21 protein-coding genes are annotated in these 26,368 nt (G+C 67.2%); 10 read left to right on the top strand and 11 right to left on the bottom strand.

The genetic code is table 11. The annotated features are described in order from the left end of the window. Together aceE and nboR are read left to right on the top strand one after the other, a co-directional pair. Positions 1–2,109 (top strand): pyruvate dehydrogenase (acetyl-transferring), homodimeric type (gene aceE, locus P2Q66_RS15475; RefSeq protein WP_275729520.1); only part of this gene is annotated, 2,109 nt, incomplete at its 5' end. An 81-nt stretch (positions 2,110–2,190) separates the two neighbouring features. Next, positions 2,191–2,871 (top strand): nicotine blue oxidoreductase, encoded by a 681-nt coding sequence (nboR, locus tag P2Q66_RS15470; protein WP_275729518.1) that lies wholly within the window; start codon positions 2,191–2,193, stop codon positions 2,869–2,871. Positions 2,872–2,920: 49 nt separating this feature from the next. Here the strand turns inward: nboR and P2Q66_RS15465 are convergent, their stop codons facing one another. The 9 genes from P2Q66_RS15465 to P2Q66_RS15425 all read right to left on the bottom strand — a co-directional run bounded on the left by P2Q66_RS15465 (position 2,921) and on the right by P2Q66_RS15425 (position 13,889). Then, positions 2,921–4,375, bottom strand: coding sequence for an HNH endonuclease signature motif containing protein (locus P2Q66_RS15465; RefSeq protein ID WP_275729516.1), 1,455 nt, complete (start codon positions 4,373–4,375; stop codon positions 2,921–2,923). A 110-nt stretch (positions 4,376–4,485) separates the two neighbouring features. Continuing rightward, the gene (locus P2Q66_RS15460) at positions 4,486–4,833 is read right to left on the bottom strand and encodes a DUF5655 domain-containing protein (RefSeq protein WP_275729515.1); all 348 of its coding nucleotides are present in this window, start codon (positions 4,831–4,833) and stop codon (positions 4,486–4,488) included. Between the two features lie 38 nt (positions 4,834–4,871). Continuing rightward, a complete protein-coding gene (locus tag P2Q66_RS15455; protein ID WP_275729513.1) occupies positions 4,872–5,519 on the bottom strand; it encodes a uracil-DNA glycosylase in 648 nt (215 codons plus the stop codon). Positions 5,520–5,604: 85 nt separating this feature from the next. Continuing rightward, positions 5,605–6,585, bottom strand: a complete 981-nt coding sequence (locus tag P2Q66_RS15450; RefSeq protein ID WP_275729511.1) for an aldo/keto reductase — start codon at positions 6,583–6,585, stop codon at positions 5,605–5,607. 87 nt (positions 6,586–6,672) lie between these two features. Beyond that, a complete protein-coding gene (locus P2Q66_RS15445; protein WP_275729508.1) occupies positions 6,673–9,504 on the bottom strand; it encodes a molybdopterin cofactor-binding domain-containing protein in 2,832 nt (943 codons plus the stop codon). A 2-nt stretch (positions 9,505–9,506) separates the two neighbouring features. Beyond that, a complete protein-coding gene (locus P2Q66_RS15440) occupies positions 9,507–10,445 on the bottom strand; it encodes an FAD binding domain-containing protein (RefSeq protein WP_275729506.1) in 939 nt (312 codons plus the stop codon). Continuing rightward, positions 10,436–11,692 (bottom strand): XdhC/CoxI family protein, encoded by a 1,257-nt coding sequence (locus tag P2Q66_RS15435; protein ID WP_275729504.1) that lies wholly within the window; start codon positions 11,690–11,692, stop codon positions 10,436–10,438. The genes P2Q66_RS15440 and P2Q66_RS15435 overlap by 10 nt, the downstream gene beginning before the upstream one ends. 166 nt (positions 11,693–11,858) lie before the next feature. After that, positions 11,859–13,379, bottom strand: a complete 1,521-nt coding sequence (locus P2Q66_RS15430; protein ID WP_079598868.1) for an NCS2 family permease — start codon at positions 13,377–13,379, stop codon at positions 11,859–11,861. 15 nt (positions 13,380–13,394) lie between these two features. After that, positions 13,395–13,889, bottom strand: a complete 495-nt coding sequence (locus P2Q66_RS15425) for a nucleoside deaminase (RefSeq protein ID WP_275729503.1) — start codon at positions 13,887–13,889, stop codon at positions 13,395–13,397. Positions 13,890–14,292: 403 nt separating this feature from the next. On the opposite strand from P2Q66_RS15425, the gene P2Q66_RS15420 reads away from it, so the two are divergent. Both P2Q66_RS15420 and ligD read left to right on the top strand, forming a co-directional pair. Next, on the top strand, positions 14,293–15,666 hold the full coding sequence (locus P2Q66_RS15420) for an 8-oxoguanine deaminase (RefSeq protein ID WP_275729502.1): 1,374 nt from the start codon (positions 14,293–14,295) through the stop codon (positions 15,664–15,666). A gap of 45 nt (positions 15,667–15,711) precedes the next feature. After that, positions 15,712–16,944, top strand: a complete 1,233-nt coding sequence (ligD, locus tag P2Q66_RS15415; protein ID WP_275729500.1) for a non-homologous end-joining DNA ligase — start codon at positions 15,712–15,714, stop codon at positions 16,942–16,944. A 15-nt stretch (positions 16,945–16,959) separates the two neighbouring features. Here ligD and P2Q66_RS15410 read toward each other — a convergent pair whose 3' ends face one another. After that, positions 16,960–17,145, bottom strand: coding sequence for a hypothetical protein (locus tag P2Q66_RS15410; protein ID WP_079598864.1), 186 nt, complete (start codon positions 17,143–17,145; stop codon positions 16,960–16,962). Positions 17,146–17,493: 348 nt separating this feature from the next. On the opposite strand from P2Q66_RS15410, the gene pucL reads away from it, so the two are divergent. Both pucL and P2Q66_RS15400 read left to right on the top strand, forming a co-directional pair. Then, entirely contained in the window at positions 17,494–18,402 is a 909-nt protein-coding gene (gene pucL, locus P2Q66_RS15405) for a factor-independent urate hydroxylase (protein WP_079598863.1), read from the top strand. Between the two features lie 141 nt (positions 18,403–18,543). Next, positions 18,544–20,049 carry a nucleobase:cation symporter-2 family protein gene (locus tag P2Q66_RS15400; protein ID WP_079598862.1) on the top strand — a complete coding sequence of 502 codons (1,506 nt, stop codon included), beginning with the start codon at positions 18,544–18,546 and terminating at the stop codon, positions 20,047–20,049. A 139-nt stretch (positions 20,050–20,188) separates the two neighbouring features. On the opposite strand, the gene P2Q66_RS15395 is transcribed toward P2Q66_RS15400, so the two are convergent. Next, the gene (locus tag P2Q66_RS15395) at positions 20,189–20,944 is read right to left on the bottom strand and encodes an IclR family transcriptional regulator (protein WP_275729498.1); all 756 of its coding nucleotides are present in this window, start codon (positions 20,942–20,944) and stop codon (positions 20,189–20,191) included. Between the two features lie 210 nt (positions 20,945–21,154). Between P2Q66_RS15395 and P2Q66_RS15390 the strand changes: the two genes are divergently transcribed. The 4 genes from P2Q66_RS15390 to P2Q66_RS15375 are packed head-to-tail and all read left to right on the top strand — an operon-like array spanning position 21,155 to position 26,355. Then, positions 21,155–22,609: an NAD-dependent malic enzyme gene (locus tag P2Q66_RS15390; RefSeq protein ID WP_275729496.1), complete on the top strand. Its 1,455-nt coding sequence runs from the start codon at positions 21,155–21,157 to the stop codon at positions 22,607–22,609. 38 nt (positions 22,610–22,647) lie between these two features. Continuing rightward, positions 22,648–24,246, top strand: a complete 1,599-nt coding sequence (gene aceB / locus P2Q66_RS15385) for a malate synthase A (protein ID WP_275729495.1) — start codon at positions 22,648–22,650, stop codon at positions 24,244–24,246. Positions 24,247–24,249: 3 nt separating this feature from the next. Then, positions 24,250–25,527, top strand: coding sequence for an aldolase (locus P2Q66_RS15380; protein ID WP_275729493.1), 1,278 nt, complete (start codon positions 24,250–24,252; stop codon positions 25,525–25,527). Positions 25,528–25,542: 15 nt separating this feature from the next. After that, on the top strand, positions 25,543–26,355 hold the full coding sequence (locus tag P2Q66_RS15375; protein WP_079598857.1) for a bifunctional allantoicase/(S)-ureidoglycine aminohydrolase: 813 nt from the start codon (positions 25,543–25,545) through the stop codon (positions 26,353–26,355). Positions 26,356–26,368 lie beyond the last annotated feature (13 nt).

Genomic DNA, 26,368 nt, shown 5'->3' with positions numbered 1-26,368 from the left:
CCGATGAACGCGATCTACCAGGCCCAGTCCAACCGGTACCTGCACAACCGGGGCCTGAAAGACACCTCCGACCAGCAGGTCTGGGCGTTCCTGGGTGACGGCGAAATGGACGAGCCCGAATCCCGCGGCCTGCTCCAGCTCGCCGCGAACGAGAACCTGGACAACCTGAACTTCGTGATCAACTGCAACCTCCAGCGCCTGGACGGGCCGGTGCGCGGCAACGGCAAGATCATGCAGGAACTCGAAGCGTTCTTCCGCGGCGCGGGCTGGAACGTGATCAAGGTCGTCTGGGGCCGGGAATGGGATGACCTGCTCACCCGCGACACCGACGGGTCGCTGGTGAAAATCATGAACGAAACCCCCGACGGGGACTACCAGACCTACAAGGCCGAATCCGGCGGGTTCGTCCGCGAACACTTCTTCGGCAAGGACCCCCGCACCAAAGACCTCGTCGCGGACCTCACCGATGACCAGATCTGGAACCTCAAACGCGGCGGCCACGACTACCGCAAGGTCTACGCCGCATACAAGGCAGCCACCGAATTCAAGGGCAAACCCACCGTCATCCTCGCCAAAACCGTCAAGGGCTACGGACTCGGACCCCACTTCGAAGGCCGCAACGCCACCCACCAAATGAAAAAGCTGACCCTCCAGGATTTGAAGGAGTTCCGGGATTATTTGCGCATCCCCATTTCCGATGCCCAGCTGGAAGATGACCCCTACACTCCGCCGTACTACCACCCCGGCGAGGACGCCCCCGAGATCGCCTATCTCCTGGAGCGGCGAAGGGCGCTGGGTGGCGCGGTCCCGGAACGCCGGCCAAACCATCAGGCGGTCGAGTTGCCTGAGGCCAAGACTTTTGAGGTCGCCAAGCGCGGCTCCGGAAAGCAGCAGGCCGCCACCACCATGGCGTTCGTCCGCCTGCTCAAGGATTTGCTCCGGGACAAGAAGTTCGGGCACCGGATTGTGCCCATCGTGCCGGATGAATCCCGCACCTTCGGGATGGACGCCTTCTTCCCCACCGCAAAGATCTACAACCCCGGCGGACAGAACTACCTGTCCGTGGACCGGGACCTGGTCCTGGCCTACAAGGAATCCGCCCAGGGCCAGCTGATCCACCCCGGCATCAACGAAGCCGGCGCCGTGGCAGCGTTCACCGCCGCCGGCACCGCCTACGCCACCCACGGCGTACCCCTGGTCCCGGTCTACGTGTTCTACTCCATGTTCGGCTTCCAGCGCACCGGCGACGCCTTCTGGGCAGCAGCGGACCAGATGACCCGCGGCTTCATCATCGGCGCCACCGCCGGCCGGACCACCCTCACCGGCGAAGGCCTCCAGCACGCCGACGGCCACTCCCCGCTGCTGGCCTCAACCAACCCGGCAGTGGTCACCTACGACCCCGCCTACGGCTACGAAATGGGCCACATCATCCGCAACGGCCTGGAACGCATGTACGGGCCGGACTCGGAAGACCGGAACCTCATGTACTACCTCACGGTGTACAACGAGCCCATCACCCAGCCCGCCGAACCGGAGGAACTGGACGTCGAGGGCGTCATCAAGGGCATTCACCGGGTGTCGGCGTCGGACGTTGCAGGACCAAAAAGCCAGATCCTGGCGTCCGGCGTGTCGGTACCGTGGGCGCTGGAAGCCCAGCGGATCCTGGCCGAAGACTGGTCCGTCTCCGCCGACGTCTGGTCCGTCACCTCCTGGAACGAACTGCGCCGCGACGGCCTCGCCGCCGAAGAGGAAGCGTTCCTGAACCCCGGCGACGCCGCACGCGTACCCTTCGTAACCCAGCAGTTGGCACACGCACAGGGCCCGGTAGTGGCGGTCTCGGACTATATGAAGGCAGTCCCGGACCAGATCCGCCAGTTCCTCCCGCACCAGTTCGCCTCGCTCGGCGCAGACGGCTTCGGCTTCTCCGACACCCGCGCAGCAGCCCGACGCTTCTTCAAGAACGACACCCACTCCATCGTGGTGAAGACCCTGCAGCTGCTCGCCGCGAGGGGCGATGTGGAGGAGGGCGCACCGCAGTACGCCATGGACCGCTACAAGCTCCTGGACGTCAACGCCGGAATCACAGGCGGGGCGGGCGGGGACGCCTGATTCCCTGCCCGACAGACAGGCAGTCGGGACGGTTTCCGGGGGGAGACCGCCCCGGCTGCCATTTTCATTTAGGGTGCAGCTATGGGCAATCAGGGCGCGGACAGCACGGCTGGCCGCAGGGCGACGGGCATAGTCCTGGCGGCCGGGGCCGGTACCCGCTTGGGAATGGGCCCCAAAGCGTTGCTGCCATACCGCGGGCGGCCGCTGGTGGAAGTGATCGCCGGGAGCCTGCTCGACGGCGGCTGCCGCGAGGTAGTGGTGGTGCTCGGTGCGGGGGCGCCCGAGGTCGCCACGATCGCCGACCTGGACCGTTACCGGGTGGCCATCAACCCTGCTTGGCGTTCGGGAATGGGCAGCTCTTTCCTGCTGGGCGAGCAGACGGCGGACCCGGCAGACCACTTGCTGATAGCCCTTGTGGACCAGCCAGGGCTGACCCGGGCAACAGTCGGGCGCCTGCTGGCACACCACCGTCCCGGCCGGATCACCGCTGCCGCCTACCGCCGCAGTGATACGTCCGACGGCGGCATGCCGGCTGGACATCGGGCGGGGCAGGAAAGCGAGCAACAGAACAGGCTACTCCGCGGCCATCCGCTGCTCATCGACGCTTCCCTGCGGCAATCGGTCATCGCGACCGTGACGGGCGACGCCGGGGCACGCGGCTTTCTGCGGGCGCACCCGGACCTGGTGGATGAGGTGGATTGCAGCGACCAGTCCACCGGCGAGGACATAGACACTCCGGACCAGTTGGGGCTTCTCAGCTAGGAGACCGCTGGATAAGGGCCAGCATTCCCCACGGCACGTGAAGGTGTGGTCAGCCGCGGGAATGCAGGAACCGGTCCAGGACGACTTCTCCCGGGGACGGCCCAAGGTGGAACACGTCAACCTGGCCGCCAACGGCATCCTGAAGGGTCTCCGGCCATTGGGGTGGTTCCCAGTCCTGATGTTCGCTTTTGTATCTTCGGCCTGAGGGTGAGATCCAGCCGGGTGGTTCGTGTTTCGTGGCCGGGGTGGGTGTCCAGCCGCTGGTGTGCCTGAGGCGGTGGTGTTTGCGGCAGGGCTGGCCCAGGTTGCTGATCCCGGTGGTCCCGCCGTGATGCCACGCCAACAAATGGTCTGCTTCGTTGTCCAGGGAGTTGTTGGAACAGCCCGGGAAGGGGCACTTCCCGTCCCGCATCCGCAGCCACCGGCGGATGGCCTTCGTAACCCGGTAGCTGGTGCGCCCGATTTCCAGCGGCGCCCCGTCCCGCGGATCCACCAGCACCCGGTAAAACGAGCCAGCCCCGTCCGCGACCAGTTTCCGGGCCATCGACGCCGGGATGGGGCCGTAGCCGTCGAGCATCGCCGGTTCATCCGTCAGACCCATGAGCGAGAACACGGGCACCGTAACCAGGACCTCCGCGTGCGGAGTGCGGACCTCCGCAACCGTACCGCCGGAATCCTGCCCGCTCTGCCCGTCCTGTCCGTTGCTGAGGACGGCGTCGGCGAAGATGTCGGCGCAGAGCTGGGGCAGGGTCCGGGGTTCGTCCGGGCCCTGCAGTCCCCGGGCCAGGGCGGTGGTACGGTTCCACATCGCCGACGCGGTGTCCGCCGGGAGGTAGGCGTGGAACCAGGCCATCCCGTCCATGTCCGGACGGTGCTCCACCCGCCGCTCCGCGACACTCCTGGCATGGCGCTTTTCAAGGGATTCGGGGTGGTGGCGTTCCCGCCAGATCCGGGCCTTGTGCCGGAACCGGTGCGGCACCAACTCACCCGGCGCGGGCGCGGTAGCCGGAATAGGTGCGTCCGGGCCCAGGAAATGCGCCTCCAACGCCGCGGCCCCGGCCCGATCCAGGGTGGCGGTTTCCTCCACCATCGCCTTCGCATGCGCCCACGACAAGCTACCGTCCTGCAACCCCGCCAGGGTCAACGGCAAAACATTGGCCAGCACCTGCGACTCGTTCAGCAGCACACCGGCAGCCCTCGCACCAATGGTGAGCACACCGGCGACTTCGGCGACCATCGACGCTTCCTGCGCCATCGCCCCGCACGGCACCATGGCCCGTGACGCCACAGCCTTGGCAGCCTCTGCATACCCCGCAGCCAGATGCACCTTCAACGCAGCTGTCCCGGCCTCAAGCCGGGCGACCCCGGCGAGCCCGTCCAGGCTCCGATCAGCCTGCTCCCGCAACGGATCAAAACCCTCACCAGTCCCACGCAGCACAGCACCCAGCTCAGCAAGAGACGCCTCAAGGACCTCCAACGCTTCCAATGCCGCCCTGCCCGCCATACTCAAACTATGACAGGGGGGTCTGACAATGCGAGCTGACTTTAGTTCAAATTCCCTCTGCGCCAGGGTTCGTCGTCACCAGCCGTGGGAGTCCACTGCCAGTTGTTCGATCACCGGTGCTTCCGGCCCCAAGCGGCTGATTCCTCGAACCAGCCGAGTGCGGCCACAGTCTCGATGTCGGCTGCCGTGCGCACGTCGATCTGGTGTGTGTACTTGTCGTGACGAAATCGGATAACACTGCGGAGGAACGAACCGTGGTGCTCATCCCACATGTCCATGGTCAGAAGCGCTTTGGTCTTCGTGACCGGGGTGAGCCACACGAACTTCCGGGCCGCACCGTAACTCACCTGGGTCTTCGAGAACTGTTCTACGATTTCGTCACCCAGCCCGAGCACCCGGGCGGAAAGAGCATCATAGATCTCCCTAAGGGCGCCGGGAAAAAGCTGTTCTGCATCCACACTCACCATGGTGGCCCACTACGACTGGTTCACTCGCTTCAGGCCTGCATCCCGGCGCTCAGAAGCTGTTCCAGACCCCGCTTGAAACCCGAGCGTCCGCCATGGGAAGGATGCCTCACCTTGGGCACCTCGAGTCCGCTCCTCTGCAGGCTTTGATGAGCCACGTTGCCCACGGCCACCACGCTTTGGATCTCGAACAAGTCCACCAGTGCCTGCCGGAAAGGCGCCCCGAGGGCTGCTTCCGCCGGCGTCGGAGTCCGGTTGGACAGGGACTGCCCGGGCAGGTGCGGATGCCAGGGGAAGGCACTCCACAGGAGGGGCAGGAACTCCAGCTCGGCCAGGACCTGCCACATCACCGTTGCGGTCGGTTCGGCAGGCACACCAGCGGCGTCGGGCGGCAGGACATAGCCCTTCCCTGGCCCGAACAGCCCGAAGCCGTTGGCGGGCCCCTCAAGGATGCTGCGGTTGGTGAAAGGAACCCCGGTGATGCGCATCCCCCGGAAACCGGGAGCCTCCCCCACCAGCAGCACCTTCGGCGCGCGGCCCAGCATCTCTTCGAGGTAGATCGACAGGTTGTCCCGGCGCCGGGCATTTGCGGGGACGCTGTAGTCGAAGAAGTTGGTGCACGCAGGCCCGGTTTCCGCCGCCGCGAGCCGCTCCACAAAGTCGTGGACGGAGGCAGTCACCGACGTCCTCTTAAGCTGAGTGCGTAAGAGAGCCGCCCGGGGTCCCCGTGGCGAGCGGAGCGAGGCATGGGGCAGGCGGCGAACGCTACCAGCGGGGGTGGATAACTTCGCGGAAGTAGTGGTCGTAGATCCAGCGGACGCCGCCGTCGAATTCCTCATTAACGGTGACGGCCGCGGCGGCAGCGTTCGCCGCAGCCTGCTCCACGTTGCGGGCGCCCGGAATCACGGTGGTGACGCCGTCCTGCGCGGCAATCCATGCGATGGCGGCCTGCGCGGTGGTTGCGCCGGAGGGGACCAGCTGCTCGAACTCCGCTACGGCCTTCAGGCCCAGCTCGTAGTCCACACCGGAGAACGTCTCACCCACGTCGAAGGACTCGCCGTTGCGGTTGTAGTTCCGGTGGTCGTTCTCGGCGAAGGACGTTTCCTTGGAGTACTTCCCGGTCAGCAGGCCGGAGGCGAGCGGTACCCGCGCGATGATGCCCACGCCGGCTGCCTTGGCGGCAGGAAGCACTTCGTCGAGCGGCTTGAGCCGGAAGGCGTTCAGGATGATCTGGACCGAGGCGGTGCCTTCATGGCTGATCGCTTCGAGGGCTTCGTCTGTGCGTTCCACGCTGACGCCGTAGTTGCGGATGGCACCCTCGGCCACCAGGGTGTCCAGGGCGTCGTAAACTTCTGCGTTGCTGTACACGGGGGTGGGCGGGCAGTGCAGCTGGACCAGGTCCAGGGTGTCCGTTCCCAGGTTCTTCCGCGAGCGGTCCACCCACTGGCGGAAGTTGGCCAGCGTGTAGTTTTCCGGCAGCTGGTCCATCCGGCGGCCCATCTTGGTGGCCACGGTGATGTCCAGCCCCGGGTTGTCCGCCAGGAACTTCCCGATGGCCTGCTCGCTCTTGCCGTCCCCGTAGACGTCGGCCGTATCAAAGAAGTTGACGCCCGCTTCCACGGAGGCCGCCAGGATTGCCTGCGCCTGGGCAGGGTCGACGTGGCCCCAGTCAGCGCCGAGCTGCCAGGTTCCCAGTCCAACGACGGACACATTCCGTCCGGTCTTGCCTAAAATCCGCTGTTCCATCCCCCGACTATATGCAACGATGCAACGCGGGGTCAGCTTAGGCCCGCTGAACGCGCCTAATGGGGCATTTTGTGACCCCGCGTTGGGCTAGGACAGGAGATGCTCCAGCTTGGGCGCCAGCCCTGCTTCCTTGAGTCCCAGGTAGATCTTGTCGCGGGCGATCGGCAGCGAAGAAAAACGCACCCCGGTGGCATTTCGGATGGCGTTCGCCAGGGCCGGCGCCACGGGATTGAAGGGGCTTTCACTCATCGATTTGGCGCCCAGCGGACCCATCGCGTCGTTGGTGTCCGCAAAGTACACCTCGCTGCGGGGGACGTCCGCGAAGGTGGGGATGTGGTACTGCCGCAGGATGTCCGTGGTGACCTTCCCGGCGTCGTTCACCACCACTTCCTCGTACAGCGCGGCACCGATCGCCTGGGCGATGCCGCCTTCGATCTGGCCCCGGCACTGGCGCGGGTTGACCACCACGCCGGCGTCGGCTGCCTGCACGCTCTGCAGGATTTTCAGCTCCCCCGTGCCGCGGTTCACGGCCACCCGGAAGCCATGGACGTTGAACGCGACCGAGCGGGGCGTGCCGCCCCAGCGTCCTTCAGCAGCGAGTTCGACGCCGGCATCCGCGGCCGCCTGCGCCAGTTCCGCAAGCGGCACGGGCGTTCCGTCCACAACCACGTTGTCGCCGTCGAGGACGCAGGCCGCAGCCTGGGTCTGCCGGATACCTGCTGCGAAGGCCCGGATGCGGACGGCCAGCTCCTCGGCCGCCGCCAGGGTGGCCTTTCCAGCCACCACGGTGCCGGCCGAACCGAACGCCCCGGTATCGTGCTCGATCAGGTCCGTGTCCGACTGCCGCACCACAACGCGCGAGGCGTCCGTGGACAGGGCAGTGGCCGCGAGCTGGGCATGGACCGTGGTGGTGCCGTTGCCGAATTCGGCGGTCCCGACGTCGGCCTGGTACGTTCCGTCCGGCAGGAGCCGGAGCTTCGAATGGGCGAAGTGGCCGCGCGGCGGCACGGTGTCGATCATGGACAGCGCCGCACCTTCGCCCGTCAGCCAGTCCGGCCCCAGTTCGTCCAGCCCGGCATCCCGGTAGCGTTCCCGTCCCCGGTCCAGCGCATCGCGGACCAGGTCCAGGCACTGGTCCAGCCCATAGCTGCCGTAGTGGACATCCTCCTCGGGCTGCGGCTGCGTGGACAGCATGCTGTCCCCTTCGCGGACCATGTTCCGGCGGCGGAACTCCAGCGGGTCCATGCCGATCCCCACGGCAAGCTCGTCCATGGCCGATTCGATGGCGAAGATCATCTGGCTCAGCCCGTACCCTCGGAACGCCCCCGCCGGAACGGTGTTGGTGTACATCGCATGGGCGTCCACCTTTTTGTTCGCACACTTGTACACAGCCAGCGATTCGCCGCAGCCGTGGAACATCACGCCCGGGCCGTGGTTGCCGTACGCACCCGTGTTGGTCAGGACGTCCAGCTCCAGCGCGGTGAGGCGCCCGTCGGCGCTGGCGCCGGCGCGAAGCTTGATGGTGAAGGGATGGCGGGTGGTGGTGGCGGTGAACTGTTCGGTCCGGGTGAGCTCCAGCTGGACCGGACGCTGCAGCTTCAGGGCCGCGAGCGCCACCAGGTCCTCGGTGAGGACCTCCTGCTTGCCGCCGAATCCCCCGCCCACCCGGCCGGCAACCACATGTACCTGGTCTTCCTCCAGCCCGAACACCCGGCACAGCGTGCGGCGGACCAGGAAGGGGACCTGGCTGGACGTGCGGACTTGGAGCCGGCCATCGCCGTCCACCGACGCGATGGCCGCGTGCGTTTCCAGGGCGACATGCTGGACGCGCTGGGTGCGGTACGTCTGTTCGTGGATGAAGTCAGCAGCAGCGAAGCCTTCGGCCACGCTGCCCAGTTCCGAATGGAGCTCGGCCACCACGTTCCGGTCCGGCCGCGAGATCCGCGAGGCGGTGCCGTCCTTGCCGGCGTGAACCAGCGGCGCGCCGGGCAGCAGGGCGTCCTGCGGCGTGAAAACGGCGGGCAGCTCCTGGTACTCCACCTCCAGTGCACGGACGGCGGCTTCGGCGGCGCCCACCGATTCGGCCACGACGGCGGCAACCCGCTGCCCGATGAACCTCACCACGTCATCCAGTACGCGGGTATCGTCCGGATCATCGGTGAAAAGCTCATGCTGGGCAGTGGAGAACAGCTGCGCAGGGGCGTCCTCGTGGGTGAAGACGGCCACCACGCCGGGCACCTTCAGAGCGGCCTCGGTACTGATGGAGAGGATGCGGGCGGAAGCGTGCGGCGAGCGCAGGATCTTCAGGTGCAGCAGGCCCTGCTGCTGCTCCTGCGGAATATCCAGCGTGTAGCGGGCGGTGCCGGTGACCACGGCCCGGCTGGCAGGGGCCGGGACATCGTCGCCCAGCTGCCCGGGTTCGGGATCCGGCTGGCTTTCCCCGGCGATGCCCGAGCCCGGCCCCTGCGGGTCCGGGTGGCCGGCGTGCCCGCAGACGGCATCGGCGATGGCACGGTAGCCCGTGCAGCGGCAGAGGTTGCCCTTGAGGTTCCGCGGCAGGTTGTCTTTTTGTTCGTCGTCGAACGTGGCGGCCGTCATGAGCATGCCCGCGGTGCAGAAGCCGCATTGGAAGCCCTGCCGTTCCATGAACTGCTGCTGCACGGGGTGAAGCTCGTCACCGCTGCCGGAGGTGGCCGCCAGGCCCTCGATGGTGGTGACCGCGTGTCCTTCGGCCCGCACGGCGGGGTAGATGCAGCTGTGTACCGGCGTGCCGTCCACGTGGACCGTGCAGGCGCCGCAGTCGCCGCCGTCGCAGCCCTTCTTAACGCCAAGGTTGCCTTGCTCGCGGAGGAAGGTCCGCAGGCACTGGCCTGGCCGGGGCGCGGCGTCAGCAGGATTTCCGTTGATCTCGATGGCCATGTTCAGGCCCCTTTCGAACGTGTGGTGTGTCCCGGCGGCTGGCTTGCTGCCGCGGACCGGGGCGGCCAGAAGTCGCCGGATACCGGGAGCCCGGGCGCCCCCTCCGGGGCGGCAAGTTCCGCGCGGATCTCCTCCGCGAGCCGGTAGGTCATGTCCCGCCGCCAGGCGGGCAGGCCGTGGATGTCGTCGTGGTACAGGTCGTCCGGGATGCTGTCGTCAAGCGCCGCCACAAGTTCGTCGGCGTCCGGAAGCACGCTGAAGCGCAGCTGGACGGGCCGTCTGGTGGCGGCGGTGACGGTGAGGACCAACGAAGGGCCGCCGTCGAGCCTTCCGATCAGCAGCACCCCGGACCTGCCCAGGTTGCTCAGCGAGAGGCGGCGGAACGCCACCCGGGAGGCAAAGGCCGACGCCGGGAGGTGGACGCTGCGGAGCAGCTCGCCGGGTGCCAGTGAGTTGGCGGCGTCACCGGTGATGAAGTCGACCACCGGAACGGTGCGGCTGGTGCCGCCCGGGCCCAGGATGGTCGCGACGCCGTCGAGGCCAGCGCAGAGTGAGATGACCGGCCCGGCGGGCAGCGAGGTGCAGAGGTTGCCGCCGACGGTGGACATGTTCCACACCTTGAAGGACGCCACAAAGGAATCGCAGCACGGGCGGACCAGGTCCAGGCCCGGCCAGCCCCGGCCGGACACATCCGGGGAAGCGGGGAGGCTGTACAGCTGGGAGATGGTGCAGGTGGCCGCGAGCTCGATGCCGTCATCGGTGACGGTGACCGGCTCCCAGCCTGCGGCGCCGAGGTCCAGGAGGCGTTTGAGCGGTTGCGGGCCAAAGGCGTAGCTTCCGTAGGAGAAGAGGACCGTTCCGCCGGCCAGCCAGGCGTCGCCGTCGCGCCATTGTGCGGGGTCGGTGGTGGGCACCACCGCCTCGATGGTGTTCATGTCCATGCGATCTCCTGGGGAAGTTTGGTTGGCGCGGGCTGCCGGGGTGCCTGATGCGGCGGCTGCTGCGCGGGGTGTTGATGGATGGGGCCGGACGCCTCGCGGAGCGGAGTGCAGCTCGCGGCGCGGCTTCGCGACGCGATCAGCTCCGCCGTGATGGAGACAGCCACTTCGGCAGGAGTGACGGCGCCCAGGTCCAGGCCGATGGGTGAATGCAGCTGGGCGATCCGCCCGGGCGCGACGCCGGCTGCCAGGAGGTCGTCCACCCGCTGGAGGTGGCTCCGGCGGGACCCCATCGCGCCGACGTAGGCGAGGTCCAGGGCGAGTGCGGCTTCCAGCAGCGGAAGGTCGAATTTGGGGTCGTGGCTGAGGACAGCCGCCACGGTGCGGCTGTCCAGGCGTCCAGCGCCTGATTCGGCTGCCAGGTAGCGGTGCGGCCAGTCCGTCACCACCTGGTCAGCGGCGGCGAAGCGCGGCTGCGACGCGAACGCTGGCCGCGCGTCCACCAGGGTCACGTGGTAGCCCAGCAGTTTCGCCGCAGGGACCAGGGCGGCGCCGAAATCGTTGGCGCCGAACACCAGCATCCGCGGCGGGGCGAGCCGGGATTCCACCAGGATGACGGGCCCGCCGGATTGCTGGGGCCGGTCACCTTGCAGGCGGTCCGGCAGGCAGCCGCCGGCTCCGGCCAGCCGGACCACCCCGGCGCCGCCGTTGCGGACCAGGGCTTCCACCTGAAGGAGGGACTCTCCCTCAAGAAGTCCGGCCAGTTCCGGCGACGCTGCCGCACGGAAGTTTGCCGGGTCATGGAGTACGACGGCGGCGCCTCCCAGGGTGCCCACGCGGCGTACCAGCGCCACGGGCTGGCCAGAGCCCGCGTCCGCGAGTTGCCGCAGCGCGGTCCGGAGCGGGTGCGGCGCGTTTTCAGGGGCAACAGCCGCGGGCACCGGTTCAATATGGATGTCCAGCTCTCCCCCGCAGGTGAGCCCGGCGGCGAAAGCGTCTGCGGAACTGAAACCGAAGGTCTTCCGGCGGGTCCCGCCGTCGTCCATTGCCTCCAGCGCGAGCGCCACCACGGCGCCTTCCACGCAGCCGCCGGAGAGGCTGCCGAGTACGGAGCCTGATGCGGTGATGATCATGGACGTGCCCACCGGCCGCGGCACTGAACCGGTGGCACCCACGATGGTGGCAACCGCGAACTGTCCGGCCGCATCTCGCTGCGCCCAGGAGTGGAGCGAAGGGATCAGGTCAAGCATGGCGGCACTCCTTCTTCCGCGCGGCGGTGGTGTCCATTGTCGTTCCTATCGGGAGGTTCGGAAAGCAGGGCGTGGATACGCGTGTTGCCCGGGAAGCACTGCCGCTCCGGACACCCGCCCCGGGTGGGGGCGGATGTCCGGGCGCGAACAGCTTGGGGATGGTGTGTCAGGCCCCGAGCAACAGGTTGATGGGTCCGCGGGCGAAGTACACCAGGAAGCCGGCGCTGACCACCCACATCAGCGGATGGATCTTCTTGGCTTTACCGGATGCGGCCCCGATGATGGCCCAGCTGACGAAGCCCACACCGATGCCGTTGGCGATCGAGTAGCTCAGCGGCATGGTCACGATGGTGAGGAACGCCGGCAGGGCCACGCTGAACTTGCTGAACTTGATCTCGCGGATCTGCGCCATCATCATGGCGCCCACCACCACCAGTGCCGCGGCGGCGACCTCGAGCGGAACCACGCTGGTGAGCGGGGTGAGGAACATCGAGCCCAGGAACAGCACGCCGGTGACCACGGAGGCCAGGCCGGTGCGGGCTCCTTCGCCGATCCCGGCCGCGGAGTCGATGTACACGGTGTTGGAGGAGCCGGAGGTGGCTCCGCCGGCCACGGCGCCGATGCCTTCCACGATGAAGGCGGACTTGAGCCGCGGGAACGTGCCGTCCTTGTGGGCCACGCCGGCGCTCTTGGCGAGGCCGGTCATGGTGCCCATGGCGTCGAAGAAGTTGGTGAACACGAGCGTGAAGACCAGCATGGTGGCGGCCAGTCCGCCGATCCTGGCGAACGAACCGAAGAGGTCGAACTGGCCAACGAGTGCCAGGTCCGGCGCCGAGACGAGCTGTCCGGAAAGGACCGGGGTGTTCAGGTGCCAGCCGCCGGGGTTGGTGGCGCTGGCCGGGCCGATCTTAAAGATGGCTTCCACGACGGCGGCGAGCACGGTGGTGCCCACGATGCCGATCAGCAGGCCGCCCTGGACCTTGCGTGCCACCAGGATGCCCATGGCAAGGAGGCCGACGACGAACACCAGGGTGGGCACGGAGGTGATGGAGCCGCCGTCGCCCAGCTGGACCGGAGGCCCGCCCGCCGTGGCCCGGACGAAGCCGGAGTCCACGAAGCCGATGAAGGCGATGAACAGGCCGATGCCCACGGTGATGGCCGCCTTCAGTTCCTTGGGCACGGCCCGGAAGATGGCGGTCCGGGCACCGGTGACGCCGAACAGCACGATCAGGATGCCGTTGATCACCACCAGGCCCATGGCCTCGGCCCAGGTGACTTCCTGGATCACCGAGACGGCCAGGAAGGAGTTGATGCCGAGGCCGGCGGCGAGGCCGAACGGCAGGTTGGCCACGAGGCCGAAGAGGATGGTCATGACGCCGGCGGTGAGGCCCGTGACGGCGCCCACCTGTGCGGCGGAGAGCCAGCCCCCGGCAACGTCGGTGGGGGCGTTGTCCGCGCTGAACCCGCCGAGGATGAGGGGGTTCAGGATGACGATGTACGCCATAGTGAAGAAGGTGACCAGGCCGCCGCGGAATTCACGGGCCAGCGTTGAGCCGCGCTGGGTGATGTGGAAGAAGCGGTCAAGGATGGAGTTCGACGCCGGCGGCCTGGGGGTGCCTGATGCCGGCTGGGGGGTGCGGGGGGATGGAGCCGAATGCTCGTCGTGGGAGGAATCCAGGATGGTCATGGTGAGCCGCCGGGCCTAGTAGTCGATCCTGGATTCGAGCGTGTTCCAGGTGTTGAACGGCTCCAGCGGGGCCGGCGCCTGGGGATCGCCCAGCTCCAGCTTGGATACCGGCATCAGGGAGTCCCTGTCCTGGTTGTTGAAGTAGTCGTAGAAGACTGCGTCGTCGAAACCGACGGAGGCGGCGTCGTGGCGGTCGGCCGCGAAGACCACCCGTTCAACGCGGGCCCAGAGCGCGGAGGCCAGGCACATGGGGCATGGTTCGCAGCTGGTGTAGAGGACGGCGCCGCTGAGGTCGAAGGTGCCGAGTTCGCGGCAGGCGGTGCGGATTGCGGTGACTTCGGCGTGGGCCGTGGGGTCGTTGTCCGCAGTGACGCGGTTGACGCCGTCGAACGTTTTGCCGTCCGCGGTGACGATCATGGCGCCGAAGGGGCCGCCGCTGTTCAGGACGTTGGCCGTTGCCAGCCGGATGGATCTGGCCAAAAATTCCTCGGCCGTGACGGTGGTACTCATGATGCGACTTCCTTATTGCCGGGAAGCCTGTTGCCGCTTGCAGGACCAGTAGAACCAGGTGCGACGGTTACCAGGCTTCAGCATGTGCTGTGAAGGTTAAGTTGCGCCTGGTAGATAGCTTCCCGGGGTCCGGGTGCCCGCCTTTGGCAGAATCGAGATTAGCACCGGATTGTGGTCCGCGCCATAGTTTTTTGAAAACTTAATTTCGCGATGTGAAATTCATGTTTCGCGTTCTTCACTGGGCAGGCCGGAGGCGGTCACATTGCGCGGGCGTTGACGCAGGTCAGGCTTGTTCCCTACTCTGATGGCACCCGCCGCTGCCCGCAGCCGCCGGTACCTGGATCAGCAGACAGGGCCTCACTGAGCTGGAATTACCGCACCTGCGCTCAGACAAGGACACTTCATGACCAACCTTCCCGCTCCTGCCGCCGCTCTCCGCCTCTGGATCCGGAATCCACAGGCGGCCTTCACCGCAAACTCCTTGGACGCTTCGGGCGGACTGGTGGTCAGCGGCGGCGTCATCGTCGAGGTGCTTGCCGCGGGGCAACAGCCCTCGGCCCCCTGCCAGCAGACGTTCGAGGCCGGCAACCACGTGCTGCTGCCGGGCCTGATCAACACCCACCACCACTTTTACCAGACCCTCACCCGCGCCTGGGGTCCGGTGGCAAACGCCCCGCTGTTCCCATGGCTGCAGAACCTGTATCCCGTGTGGGCCCGGCTCAAGCCACGCGACCTGGAGCTGGCAGCCACGGTCGCCCTGGCCGAACTGCTGCTCTCGGGCTGCACCACGGCCGCGGACCACCACTACCTGTTCCCCGCAGGACTGGAGGATGCCATCGACGTGGAGGTCGGCGTCGTGCGCCGGCTCGGCATGCGCGCCACCCTCACCCGTGGGTCCATGACCTTGGGAACGGACGACGGCGGCCTGCCGCCACAGTCGACGGTGCAGGCTCCTGACGTGGTGCTGGCCGACAGCGAACGGCTGGTGGGCCGGTACCACGAGCGCGGCCGGGATGCGGTGATCCAGATTGCCCTGGCCCCCTGCTCGCCGTTTTCGGTGACGAAGGAAATCATGGCCGAAAGCGCTGCCCTGGCGGAGCGGCTGGATGCCCGCCTCCACACCCACCTCGCCGAAACCCTGGATGAGGAGGACTTCTGCCGTGAGATGTTCGGACTGCGGACCGTTGACTACCTGGACAGCGTCGGCTGGCTGACGGACCGCACCTGGCTGGGCCACGGCATCCACTTCAGCGACGCGGAGATCACCCGCCTCGGCGCGGCGGGGACCGCCGTCGCGCATTGCCCTACCTCCAACATGCGGCTGGCGTCCGGGACGGCCCGCGTCCTGGAACTGGAGGACGCGGGAGTTCCGGTGGGGCTGGGAGTGGACGGCTCGGCGTCGAACGATGCCTCCAACATGATCCTCGAGGCCAGGCAGGCACTGTATCTCCAGCGGCTGCGCTACGGGGCGGACGTTCCGGTGGAGCGCGCGCTGGGCTGGGCCACCCGGGGCTCGGCCGCCGTGCTGGGCCGTCCGGAACTGGGCCAGTTGGCGCCGGGGATGCAGGCTGACTTGGCTCTGTTCCGGCTGGATGACCTGCGTTTCTCCGGCAGCCATGATCCCATCGCGGCGCTGCTGCTCTGCGCAGCGGACCGGGCGGACCGGGTGATGGTCGGCGGGCAGTGGCGCGTGGTGGACGGGCAGATTCCGGGCCTGGATATCCCGGGCCTCATCGCCGAGCACTCGTCCGCGGCGCGCAGGTTGGTGAACGGCTGATGCCAGCCACTGTTATGGCTGGTCAGCCGCTGCTAGCGTGGCGGCATGACTCCGTCAAAGACGCCGGCCGAGATCCTGGACATCGAGGGTGAAGAGGTTCGCATCTCCAGCCCGGACAAGCTGGTGTTTCCCGGGCCCGGGCTGACCAAGCTGGACCTGGTGCGCTACTACCTGGCCGTCGCGGAGGGGGCACTGCGCGGCGCGGGCGGCCGGCCGATGGTGCTCAAGCGCTTCCCGAAGGGCATCGACGCCGAGCCGTTCTTCCAGAAGCGCGTTCCCGAGAACCATCCCCCGTTCATCGAGACCACCACGCTGCACTACGCCTCCGGGACGTCGGCCGAGGAGGCGGTCATCCGGGACGCGGCGGGGCTGGCGTGGGTCATCAACCTCGGCTGCCTCGACCTCAACCCGCACCCGGTGCGCGCGGAGGACCTTGAGCATCCTGACGAGCTCCGGGTGGACCTCGATCCCATGCCGGGGGTGGACTGGTCACAGATCGTGGATGTCGCGTATGTGGCACAGGAAGTGCTCGAGGACGTGGGACTGGTGGGCTGGCCGAAAACCAGCGGGTCGCGGGGACTGCACATCCTGGTGCGCATCGCCCCGGAGTGGTCGTACCGCGATGTCCGGCTGGCGGCGGAAACCCTCGCACGGGAGGTTGAGAACCGGGCTCCCGGCCTCGCCACGGCACGGTGGTGGAAGGAGGAGCGCGGCGAGAGCGTGTTCGTCGACTTCAACCAGAATGCGAAGGACCGGACCGTGGCGTCAGCGTACTCGGTCCGGTCCCTGCCGGACGCCCGGGTGTCCACGCCGCTTGCCTGGGACGAGGTCCGCGCCATTCGGCCGGAACAATTCACGGTGACTACCGTGCTGGAGCGGTTCGCCGACGTCGGTGATCCCCACGCCGGCATCGACGCGGCGGTGGGGTCACTCAAAGGACTCCTCGCCCTGGCAGCCGAGCTTGGTCCCGCAGAGAAAGCTCCGCGCTCGGGTGACGGCTCGGGCCGCCGGCAGTCCACGATGCCGCTGATCGAAGTGGCGCGCACCAGGACCAAGCCGGAGGCCCAGGCGGCGCTCGAGGAGTGGAAGGCCCGGCATGCGGACGTGGTTCCCGCCCTGCACCCGGCGGACGTACTCATTGACGGGATGCGGGGCTCGAGCTCGCTCTGGTACCGGGTGCGGGTGAACCTGCAGCACGTTCCCGAGGCTGAGCGTCCTCCACAGGAGGAGCTAATTGCCGACTACGACCCCTGGGCCGGGAAGGAATGGCCGGGGTAGCTGCCGCCCGCCCTGTTATGGCCGCCGGCCGAAGCCCGGGAGGGCGTGGATCCAGCGCGAGAAGCGGCTGGGCTCATGCACCCGGTCTGCAGGCAGGTAGAAGTCCGGGTCCGTGCCGCCCCCGAGGGGAAGGTAGAACTCCGGGACCGAGGGTGCCGCCGCGTTCGCCGGTGCAACCGGCTTCGTGTCCTGCTGGTACATCTGATCCTCCTCCAGAGGTCGCTGCTTGGTCTAAGATTCCATGAAGTGGAAAATAAGTTTTGCTATACGAAAAGCTTAGGGCGATGTCTCGCTTACCGTCAACGGGTCCGGTCACAAATTGATTTTTGGACTTGTGATGTACACCACCGGTTTGCGGGGGTACGCTGAAAGGCAACTCGTGGCGCACGTCACGTAACCTGGGAGCAGCAGGCAGGGTCGTAATGAGCTGGCATCAATGGATGCCGGCTCTTTTTTGTTGGGTCGGCTCCACCGGAAACGCGCTTGTAACACGCGCTTAATTTCAGTGATGGAACCTATGTTCCACATACCGGAAGTTGGGAACAGACCATGAGCAGCAAGATCATCCTCGGCGAAAACCAGTACGGCAAGGCGGAGGTCCGGGTCGTCAAGATCACCCGGGACACCAACCGCCACGAGATCGAGGACCTCAACGTGACCTCGCAGCTGCGGGGCGACTTCGCCGCGGCCCACCTGGAGGGCGACAACGCCCACGTGGTGGCAACGGACACCCAGAAGAACACCATCTACGCCTTCGCCCGCGACGGCGTCGGCTCCCCGGAAGCGTTCCTGCTGCGCCTCGGCGAGCACTTCACGTCCAGCTTCGACTGGGTCACCGGCGGCCGCTGGGAAGCCGAGTCCTACAGCTGGGACCGGATCCAGGCGCACGGCAGCGAACACGACCACTCCTTCGTCCGCAACGGCCAGGAAGTCCGCACCGCCGTCCTGGTCCGCGACGGCGCCACCAGCCACCTGGTCTCCGGGCTCAAGGACCTGACGGTCCTGAAGTCCACCCAGTCCGGCTTCGTCGGTTACCCGAAGGACCGCTACACCACCCTGCCGGAAACCACGGACCGCATCCTTGCCACGGACGTCTCCGCCCGCTGGCGCTTCAAGACCGGAACCGACTTCAGCACCCTGGACTTCAACAAGAGCTACGAGGACGTCAAGGCACTCCTGCTGGAAGGCTTCACGGAGAAGTACTCCCACGCCCTGCAGCAGACCCTGTTCGACATGGGCACCAAGGTCCTTGAGGCCCACAGCGAGATCGACGAGATCAAGTTCTCCATGCCCAACAAGCACCACTTCCTGGTGGACCTCTCACCCTTCGGCCTGGACAACCCGAACGAGGTCTTCTTCGCCGCCGACCGCCCCTACGGCCTGATCGAGGCCACCGTCCAGCGCGACGACGCCGCCCCGGCTCCCGCCGCCTGGTCCGGCATCGCCGGCTTCTGCTAAACCGCACCGCCACCGGTGGTTGAGCCGTCGAAACCCTCGACGGGCTCAACCACCGGGCTTTCCCCAAAGTTTTTGCCACACCTGTTAGCCAGACAACGTTAGCCAGACGATGACGTCTGCCATGAACCAAGAAAGTCTGCCATGAACACCAAGAAGAAGCTGGCCGCTGCGGCCGCCGGCAAAAAGCACCAGCAGGCACGCCCGGAGGACCAGCGGCTCCCCATCGCCAGCACCTTCGCCTACGGCTTCCAGCACGTCCTCACCATGTACGGCGGCATCATCGCCCCGCCGCTGATCATCGGCGCAGCCGCGGGCATGAGCTCACAGGACATCGGTTTGCTGATTGCCGCCTGCCTGTTCGTCGGCGGCCTCGCCACCATCCTCCAGACCGTCGGCGTCCGCTTCTTCGGCTCCCAACTCCCCCTGGTCCAGGGTGTCTCCTTCGCCGGCGTCTCCACCATGGTCGCCATCGTGCACGGCGGCGGGGGAATCCAGGCAGTGTTCGGATCGGTCATCGCGGCGTCCCTGATCGGCCTGCTGATCACCCCGCTCTTCTCGAAGATCATCCGGTTCTTCCCGCCGGTGGTCACCGGAACGGTCATCACCACCATCGGCCTGACGCTGATGCCGGTGGCCGCCAACTGGGCCATGGGCGGCAACAACAAGGCCGAAAACTACGGCAGCATGGCCAACATCGGCCTGGCCGCGGCCACCATGGCCATCGTCCTGCTCCTGAGCAAGGTGGGAAGCGCCGCGATCTCCCGGCTGTCCATCCTGCTCGCGATGGTCCTGGGCACCGCGATCGCCTTCGCCTTCGGCATGGCGGACTTCTCCAAGGTGGGCCAGGGCGAGATCGTCGCCTTCCCCACGCCGTTCGCCTTCGGACCGCCGGTGTTCGAGATCGCAGCCATCATCTCCATGCTGATCGTCATCCTGGTGACGCTGACGGAAACCTCCGCGGACATCATCGCCGTGGGCGAGATCGTTGGCACCAAGGTGGACTCCAAGCGGATCGGCGACGGCCTGCGTGCGGACATGCTCTCCAGCGCCATCTCCCCGCTGTTCAATTCCTTCACCCAAAGCGCCTTCGCCCAGAACGTGGGCCTCGTGGCCATCACCGGCGTGAAAAGCCGCTTCGTGGTCAGCGCCGGCGGCCTGATCCTGGTGATCCTCGGCCTGCTGCCCGTGCTTGGCCGGGTGGTCGCAGCGGTGCCTACCCCCGTCCTGGGCGGCGCCGGCGTCGTCCTCTTCGGAACCGTGGCCGCCAGCGGCATCCGCACGCTGTCCAAGGTTGAGTACAAGAACAACATGAACCTGATCATCGTGGCGGCGTCCATCGGGTTCGGCATGATCCCCATCGCCGCACCGGCCTTCTACGACCAGTTCCCGTCCTGGTTCGGCACCATCTTCCACTCCGGCATCAGCTCCGCCGCCGTGATGGCCATCCTCCTGAACCTGCTGTTCAACCACCTCAAGGCCGGCAACTCGGACAACCAGTCCGTCTTTGTGGCCGGCACCGAGCGCGTGGTCCGGGAAGAGGACCTGAAGTGCCTGGCCGACGGCGACCGCTTTGAAGGCGGCAAGCTCATCGACTGTGACGGCAAGGAAGTCCGGGTCGAGGCCGCGGAAAAGGCGGCAGAGCACTAAGCGCGGGCCCACGCCCGCAGGGTTCCCTGGCCGAGCTTGCGAGGCTAGGGTGCGGGTGGGGAATGACGACGGCGCCCCGCTCCGGGAAGGAGGGGCCGCCGTCGTCAGCGTGTTGGCAGGGCCGTTACGGCCAGGGAGGTCAGGTGCGGTTCAGTTCGTCCGAGATTGCCTGGGCGGCCTCGCGCAGGACCGGGACGGCTTTGTCCGCAAAGTGTTCGTCAACCCGGGAGACCGGGCCGGAGACAGAGATTGCGGTGGGCGTGGGAGCGTTCGGCACCGCCATGGCGAAGCACCGGACGCCGAGCTCCTGCTCCTCCTCGTCGATGGAGTACCCGCGTTCGCGGATGAGCTTGAGGTCGGCCAGGAGTTCCTCAACGTCCCCGATGCTCTTGGCCGTAGGGGTGGGCATCCCTGCGCGGGTGACGATGCCGCGGACGGTGTCGTCGTCGAGCTGGGCCAGGATTGCCTTGCCGACGCCGGTGGCGTGGGTATGGGCGCGGCGGCCCACCTCGGTGAACATCCGCATGGAGTGCAGGGAGGGCACCTGGGCCACGTAGATCACCATGTCCGAGTCCAGCACCGCCATGTTGGAGGTTTCGCCCAGCCGGTCCACCAGGGTTTTCAGCTGCGGACGGGCCAGCGCGCCCAACTGCTTGTTGGCCCCTTCGCCCAGCCGGATCAGCCGTGGACCCAGGGCGTAGCGGCGGTTGGGCAACTGGCGGATATAGCCAAGTGCCACCAGGGTGCGCAGGAGTCGGTGGATGGTGGGCAATGGCAGGTCCGTGGACGAGGACAGCTCACTGAGGGTGACGTCGCCGCCCGCATCAGTGATCAGTTCCAGAAGTTCGAAGACGCGCTCAACGGACTGCACGCCTCCAGCGGCTTTTTCAGCCATGTACCAGTCTCCTGTGACTCGGATTCCGACAAGTCTTATCCGCATGGTGAAAAGAAATGCCCTAGTGGTCCCAAGATACAGCACGGCCCCGCCGGGCGCGATGAAACCGGTCGAGGGCTTGTAATTCCACAAAGTAGATAATAATATCCATAATACGAAAACATTCGGACGAGCAAGCCGCCCGGACAAGGCCCAACAGGAGGACATTCAATGGCGAACCCCAGCCCCGGAAATTCGATCACCCTGCGCGTGGAAGCACCCTCGAGCTTCAGCGCCACCAGCGAACTGGCCGCGGCGGTCGGTGCTGCCGGCGCCGCGATCACGGCCCTGGATGTCAGTGAGTCCCACCACGAGACGCTCGTGGTCGACGTCACCTGCAACACCACGGACGATGCCCACGCCGAAAGGGTCAAAGACGCCCTGAATGCGCTCGACGGCGTCACCGTCCAGCATGTTTCTGACCGCACCTTCCTGATGCACCTCGGCGGCAAGCTCGAAGTCGTCCCCAAGGTAGCCCTACGCAACCGCGACGACCTGTCCCGTGCCTACACTCCCGGCGTCGCCCGCGTGTGCCTCGCCATCGCCGAGGACCCGGCAGCCGCCCGTAACCTCACCGTCAAGCGCAACACCATCGCCGTCCTCACCGACGGCTCCGCCGTCCTGGGCCTGGGCAACATCGGCCCGGCTGCCGCCCTGCCGGTCATGGAGGGCAAGGCTGCACTGTTCAAGCAGTTCGCCAACGTTGATGCCTGGCCGGTCTGCCTCGACACGCAGGACACCGAGGAGATCATCATGATCGCCAAGGCCATGGCCCCCGTCTACGGCGGCATCAACCTCGAAGACATCGCCGCGCCCCGCTGCTTCGAGATCGAGAACCGGCTCCGCGAGGAACTGGACATCCCGGTGTTCCACGACGACCAGCACGGCACCGCGATCGTCACCCAGGCCGCCCTGGTCAACGCCCTGCGCGTGGTGGGCAAGAAGCTCTCCGAGGTCAGGATCGTTGTCTCCGGCGTGGGCGCCGCCGGCTCCGCCATCATCCAGCTACTGAAGGCCCAGGGCGCGCAGCACATCATCGCCGCCGGCCGCTCCGGAGCCATCCACGCCGGTGAGAAGTACGACGACGAGCACCGCAGCTGGATTGCCGCGAACACCAACGAAGAAGGCTTCTCCGGCACCCTGCACGATGCACTCAAGGGTGCGGACGTGTTCATCGGCGTCAGCGCCCCGCACGTCATCGGCGAGGAGCAGGTGGCCTCAATGGCAAAGGATGCCATCGTGTTTGCCATGGCCAACCCCACCCCGGAGATCGATCCTGTCATCGCATCCCGGCACGCCGCCGTGGTGGCCACCGGCCGCAGCGACTTCCCCAACCAGATCAACAACGTGCTGGCGTTCCCCGGCTTCTTCCGCGGCCTGCTGGACGCAGGAGCCTCGGACATCACGCCGGACATGCTGGTGGCCGCCGCCGAGGCAATTGCCAACCGGGTGGCTGACGACGAGCTCAATGCCAGTTACATTATCCCCAGCGTCTTCGATCCCCACGTGGCGGCTGACGTTGCTGCAGCTGTAGCCGCGGCCGCACGTTCCGCCAACGTGGCAGCCACGGCCGAACCGGCCGGGGATGCCGCCGCGGTTCCCGTTGCCGCCCTGGCCAGCGCCTGATTCACCGCCCCGCTTCCAGCCAAAGGAAAGGACCAGAAATGGCCATCACAGTCACAGATCCCCGGCCGATCGACCGCGCAGAGGAGATCCTCACCCCCAAGGCGCTGGCGTTCGTGGAGGAGCTTCACACGCGGTTTGCCGGCACCCGCACCGAGCTCCTGGCCGCCCGCGCCGTCAAGCGCCAGCGCGTGGCGGAGACCGGGAAGCTGGACTTCCTGCCGGAAACGCAGGACGTGCGCGACGGCGACTGGAAGGTCGCGCCGGCGCCCGCCGCCCTGCAGGACCGCCGCGTTGAAATGACCGGCCCTGCTTCCCCGGCAAAGATGGCCATCAACGCCCTCAACTCCGGCGCCAAGGTGTGGCTGGCGGACCTCGAGGACGCCAGCACGCCTACCTGGGGCAACGTCATCGACGCCATCCTGAACCTCCGCGATGCAGCCCAGGGCACGCTGAGCTACACCTCGGAGGAAGGCAAGGAGTACCGGCTCCGCACGGACGCCCCGCTCGCCGTCGTGGTGGCCCGCCCCCGCGGCTGGCACATGCAGGAAAAGCACATGATCATCGACGGCGCACCTGCCGTGGGTGCCCTGGTGGACTTCGGCCTGCACTTCTTCCACGTGGCCAAGCAGCTGGTCCTCAACGGGCAGGGACCGTACTACTACCTGCCCAAGATGGAAAGCCACCTTGAGGCACGGCTATGGAACGACGTCTTTGTGTTCGCGCAGGACTACCTCGGCCTGAACCAGGGCACCATCCGCGCCACCGTGCTGATCGAGACCATCCCGGCCGCGTTCGAAATGGACGAGATCCTCTACGAACTCCGGGACCACGCCTCAGGCCTGAACGCCGGCCGCTGGGACTACCTCTTCAGCATCATCAAGTACTTCCGGGACGCCGGCGAGGAGTTCGTCCTCCCGGACCGCGCGTCGGTGGCCATGACGGCACCGTTCATGCGCGCCTACACCGAGCTGCTGGTCAAGACCTGCCACAAGCGCGGCGCCTTCGCCATGGGCGGCATGGCGGCTGTGATCCCCAACCGCCGCCACCCCGAGGTCACCGAGGCCGCCTTCGCCAAGGTCCGCGCGGACAAGACCCGCGAAGCGAACGACGGGTTTGACGGATCCTGGGTGGCCCACCCGGACCTGGTCCCCACCTGCCGCGAGGTGTTCGACGCCGTCCTGGGCGACAAGCCCAACCAGCTGGACAGGCAGCGGCCGGAGGTCAACGTCACGGCTGAGCAGCTGCTGGACGTCACCTCCGCCGAGGGCCAGGTCACCGAGGCCGGACTGCGGCTGAACCTCTACGTCGCCGTTGCCTACACGGCCGTGTGGCTGTCCGGGAACGGCGCCGTTGCCATCCACAACCTCATGGAGGACGCGGCAACCGCCGAGATTTCCCGCTCGCAGGTATGGCAGCAGATCCGGAACAAGTCCGTCCTGGCGGACAGCGGCAACACCGTGACCAAGGAGCTCGTGGAACGGATCCTGGGTGAGGAAACCGAACGGCTCCGCACCGAGGTGGGCGACGAAGCGTTCCAGCGCTACTACCAGCCGGCCAGCGGACTGATCGCGGACATCTGCCTCTCGGACGACTACACGGACTTCCTCACCACGCCGGCCTACGAACTGGTGGGCTGAGGCATGGCGGCAACACCCAAGCCCTCACTGTCGCCCGGGGACCTTGCACAGATCGACGGGCAGCTGGCCGCGACGGACCGGCTGCTGGAACGGAACTACCCGGGCGACGACGGCTCCCGCCAGCCCGTCCACACCGTCTACGTCCCCGCGGACCGCTTCACGCCGTCGCTCGCGTCCGACTGGGCAGCGGAAGCTCAGGCCACCGTCGCCGCGCACGGCGGTTACGGGAAGCTCGGCGCCCTGCTGGGCCAGGAGCCCGGCCTCGCAGAAGCTGTGGCGTCCCGCGTGGAAGCCAAGCTGGCCAGCGAACCCATCGAGGACCTCCGGCTGGACTTCGAGGACGGCTTCGGGGACAGGGGCGACGACGCCGAGGACGCCGCCGCGGTTGCCGCGGCCTCCGCGGTGGCCGCCGCAGCCGCGGCCGGCTCTGCGCCTCCCTTCATCGGGATCCGCTTCAAATGCTTCGAGGCCGCCACCCGGGCCCGCGGACTGCGCACCCTGGACCTCTTCGTCTCCGGCCTGGCCGCCGCCGGCGAACTGCCGGAAGGGCTGGTCCTGACCCTGCCCAAGGTCACCACCGTGGCGCAGGTCCAGGCCATGGACTACGCGGTGTCCCGGCTGGAGGAAGTGCACGGGCTGCCCGCGGGCCGGCTGCGCTTCGAGGTCCAGGTGGAAACGCCGCAGCTGATCCTCGGACCGGAGGGCACCTCCCCCGTGGCCCAGCTGCCGCATGCCGTCCCGGGCCGGATCAGCGGCCTGCACTACGGCACCTACGACTACTCTGCGTCGCTCCAGATCTCCGCGGAGTACCAGTCCATGGAGCACCCGGTGGCCGACTTTGCCAAGGAGGTCATGCAGCTGGCAGTTGCCGGCACGGGCATCCGCCTGTCGGACGGTTCCACCAACATCATCCCGGTGGGCGACAACGTCGAAAACGCCTGGCAGCTGCACGGCCGCCTGGTCCGGCGGTCGCTGGAACGCGGTTACTACCAGGGCTGGGACCTGCACCCCGCCCAGCTGCCCAGCAGGTTCGCGGCCACCTACGCCTTTTACCGGCAGGGCCTTCCGGCAGCCGCTGCACGCCTGCGCAACTACGTGGAGCAGACCGCAGGCGGCGTGATGGACGAACCTGCAACGGCCCGGGCGCTGGCCGCGTTCGTGCTGCGCGGCGTCCTGTGTGGCGCCGTCGGTGCGGACGAAGTGCAGGCGCTGGCCGGCGTCGGACTCCCCCAGCTCACCGGACTGGCGCACCCGCGGCTCGCCACCACTTCCAACTCCTAAGTAAGGATCTCTTCCATGGGCAAGTACTACTCCCCCACCGGCGGACTGCCGCCGCAGACCCACCTGACCACGGAGCGGGCCATCGTCACCGAGGCGTACACGGTGATCCCGAAGGGCGTTATGACGGACATCGTCACGTCCAACCTGCCGGGCTTTTCGAACACCCGCTCCTGGATCATCGCCCGCCCCATCTCGGGCTTCGCCACCACGTTCTCGCAGCTGATCGTGGAGATCGGCCCGGGTGGTGGCGCCCCCAAGGCCGAATTCGAGGCCGGCGTGGAAGGCGTCGTCTTCGTGACCCGCGGCAGGGTCAACCTCACCCTCGACGGCGAACTGCACCAGCTGGAGGAAGGCGGCTACGCCTACCTGGCTGCCGGTTCGGAGTGGGGCTTGGAGAACGTTTCCGACGACGTTGTGTCCTTCCACTGGATCCGCAAGGCCTACGAACGGCTGGAGGGCTACGAGGCCAAGTCCTTCGTGACCAATGAAAAGGACGTGGAGCCGACGGCGATGCCGGACACCAACGGCGCCTGGAAGACCACCCGCTTCACGGACTCCAGCGACCTGGCCCACGACATGCAGGTGAACATCGTGACGTTCCAGCCCGGCGGCGTCATCCCGTTCCCGGAAACCCACGTGATGGAGCACGGCCTGTACGTCCTGGAGGGCAAGGCCATGTACCTGCTGAACAACGACTGGGTTGAGGTGGAGGCCGGCGACTTCATGTGGCTGCGCGCCTTCTGCCCGCAGGCCTGCTACGCCGGCGGCCCGGGCGAGTTCCGCTACCTGCTCTACAAGGACATGAACCGGCAGGTCCGCCTCACCTAGGCGCTCCGCCGCC

Origin of the sequence: Arthrobacter sp. Cr_A7 (genome assembly GCF_029222765.1) — a bacterium.
Classification (GTDB): domain Bacteria; phylum Actinomycetota; class Actinomycetes; order Actinomycetales; family Micrococcaceae; genus Arthrobacter.
Note: the sequence above shows the minus strand (reverse complement) of the source record. Positions and strands in the feature narration are given on the sequence as shown.